Source organism: uncultured Nostoc sp. (assembly GCF_964245575.1).
Lineage (GTDB): Bacteria > Cyanobacteriota > Cyanobacteriia > Cyanobacteriales > Nostocaceae > Nostoc.
Genome location: NZ_CAXTNP010000499.1, coordinates 1 through 2,972 on the forward strand (window position 1 = coordinate 1; position 2,972 = coordinate 2,972).

2 protein-coding genes are annotated in these 2,972 nt (G+C 46.6%); one reads left to right on the forward strand and one right to left on the reverse strand.

Annotated elements, in window-relative coordinates; all coding sequences use genetic code 11:
- On the reverse strand, positions 1 to 811 hold an 811-nt coding region (locus ACFFAP_RS37630), incomplete at its 3' end, for a glycosyltransferase (protein ID WP_375515973.1).
- A 118-nt stretch (positions 812 to 929) separates the two neighbouring features.
- Between ACFFAP_RS37630 and shc the strand changes: the two genes are divergently transcribed.
- A complete protein-coding gene (gene shc / locus ACFFAP_RS37635; protein ID WP_375515974.1) occupies positions 930 to 2,840 on the forward strand; it encodes a squalene--hopene cyclase in 1,911 nt (636 codons plus the stop codon).
- The last annotated feature ends 132 nt before the right edge of the window (positions 2,841 to 2,972 follow it).

The following is a 2,972-nucleotide window of genomic DNA, read 5'->3' on the forward strand; positions in this document are numbered from 1 at the left end:
TGTCCCCAGTCCCCATGCCCCTAATCCCCACTTCGTGGGGGCCCCGAGTTCCCCAGTCCCCAGTCCCTCTCTTAACAGCCTGAGCCAAGGCGCAATCGTCGATTAAAGCTTGGCGAATCACTTGAATACCCCCAATTCGCTCTAAAGCTTCACGGGCGATCAGAATAGATCCCCCTGCGGCGGCTGCTGTGGGATTGTTGGGATTATTTACCCAGCGAAAAGGATAGAGTTTTTGGAAGAAAAAGACGAAAGCTGGAATCAAAAGTTTTTCCCAAAAGCTTTCACACCTGAGTCGCACCATTACCGAAACCAAATCTAAATCTTCCTGCACAGCTTTAGCAACGAGTCGGCGAAGATTACCAGGATCATGTTCGATATCTGCGTCAGTCAGCAAAAAATAGTCAGGTGCAAATTTACTAGCATTGTTTATACCTTGCTCTACTGCCCAAAGTTTACCCGACCAACCGGGAGGCAGTGAAACGCCAGAGATAATATGCAATTGCTCAGGTTTACCTACAGCGTGTGCAGCTCCTTCGGCAAAATTTGCTGTCTGGTCTGTGCTGCGATCGTCTACCAAAAATACGTTTAAAGAACCAGGATAATCCTGGAGTAGGAGCGATCGCAGTGTAGTTGGTAGCAATTGGGCTTCGTTACGGGCTGGAACGACGGCACAAACCACAGGTAACGATTGTAGCTGAGTTTCTGTAACCTCTAATTGCTGGTCTACTCGCCAAAACTGTCCCCAAAAACACACTAATCCTAACCAAATTGTCAAGGATAAAATCATAAATCCTAATACAATTACATCCATGAGCTATTGCAAATTATCAGTGACTCAGACAGAATACTATGTCTACTGATAGAGAAAAAATTTTTTCATATTGCCGTATTCATAACTAGTGTTGGGTGTTGAGGTTAAATAGTATTTGATGCAAACACAAGACAGGGTAAAAGTCAATCAAGTCGCAACGGCGATCGCAGCCAGTCAACAATATTTGCAATCGATTCAAAATCCCGTAGGTTACTGGTGGGCAGAGTTAGAATCTAACGTCACCATTACTGCTGAAGTCGTCCTCCTGCATAAGATTTGGGGAACAGACCAAGGCAGACCTTTACACAAAGTTGAAACCTACCTGCGTCAAGAGCAACGGCAGCATGGCGGTTGGGAACTTTTCTACGGTGATGGTGGAGAACTTAGCACCTCGGTTGAAGCCTACATGGCGCTAAGGCTGCTAGGTGTACCAGCAACCGATCCGGCGATGATTCGGGCACAAGCCTTTATTCTCCAACGAGGTGGTATCAGCAAAACTCGGATTTTTACCAAGTTGCACCTAGCCTTGATTGGCTGCTACAACTGGCGCGGTATTCCCTCGCTACCACCTTGGGTAATGCTGTTGCCAAAAGCTTTCCCAGTTAATATCTACGAAATGTCTAGCTGGGCACGTTCCAGCACCGTACCATTACTGGTTGTGTGCGATCGCAAACCTGTTTTTATCACTGACCCAACTATCAACCTAAATGAGCTATATGCTGAAGGTGTTGATCGAGTCCGGTGGGAATTACCCCAAACTGGGAATTGGACAGATTTATTCCTCACCCTTGATCAGGGGTTCAAGTTGGCAGAAAGTCTAAATTTAGTACCCTTTCGTGAAGAAGGCATCAAAGCCGCCGAAAAATGGATTTTAGAGCGCCAAGAAGCTACAGGTGACTGGGGCGGCATTATTCCGGCGATGTTGAATTCAATGCTGGCTTTGCGGTGTCTGAATTATGACCGAAACGATCCGATTGTGGAACGAGGTTTGCAAGCAATTGATAACTTTGTCATTGAAACAGAGAATAGTTATCGGGTACAACCTTGTGTTTCACCCGTCTGGGATACCGCTTGGGCGATGCGTGCCTTAGTAGAATCTGGTTTTGCCCCAGATCATCCCGCCGTCGTGCAAGCTGGAGAATGGTTGTTGCAAAAACAAATTTTAGATTACGGAGATTGGGCTGTAAAAAATCGTCAGGGAAAACCAGGGGCTTGGGCATTTGAGTTTGACAATCGCTTTTATCCCGATGTAGACGACTCGGCTGTGGTGGTGATGGCATTACATCTGGCGAAACTCCCCAACGAAGAAATCAAGCAGGCTGCGATCGCTCGTGCCTTAAATTGGATTGCATCTATGCAATGTAAACCAGGCGGGTGGGCTGCTTTTGATGTGGACAACGATCAAGATTGGCTTAACTCCATCCCTTATGGGGACTTGAAAGCGATGATTGATCCAAACACCGCAGATGTTACGGCTAGAGTCGTAGAAATGCTGGGTGCTTGTGATTTGTCAATTGATACTGATAATTTAGAGCGATCGCTTAGTTATCTTCTACGCGAACAAGAAACCGAAGGCTGTTGGTTTGGTCGTTGGGGTGTAAATTATATTTACGGCACCAGTAGCGTTTTGTCAGCCTTGGCGTTAATTGATCCTCAAAGACATCAACTCAGTATAGAACGGGGAGCAACTTGGTTATTGGGATGTCAAAACCCAGATGGGGGTTGGGGTGAGACTTGCCGCAGCTACAACGATCCCAGTCTTAAAGGAAAAGGAAATAGTACTGCATCTCAAACTGCTTGGGCTTTAATTGGCCTCTTGGCAGCAGGTGAAGCAACTGGTAAATTCGCTCTTGAGGCTATTGAGCAAGGAATTGGCTATTTAGTTGCAACTCAACAACCTGATGGTACTTGGTTTGAGGCGGACTTTACAGGGACTGGATTCCCTTGCCATTTTTATCTCAAATATCATCTCTATCAACAATACTTTCCTTTAATCGCGCTAGGTCGCTATCAAGCAGTTTTGCGCTAGTGGAAGCAGGCAGAGGGACAGGGGGAGCAGGGGGGTAGGGGGCACAGGAGTGGAGTTCAAAGACTCTTTAACGGAGTTCAAAGACTCGTCGGCGAGTATCAAAGACTCGTCGGCGAGTATCAAAGACTCGTC

What these genes read in the sequence shown, in the direction of transcription:
- shc (WP_375515974.1), top strand. Translation starts at nt 930, where the DNA reads ATGCAAACACAAGACAGGGTAAAAGTCAATCAAGTCGCAACGGCGATC.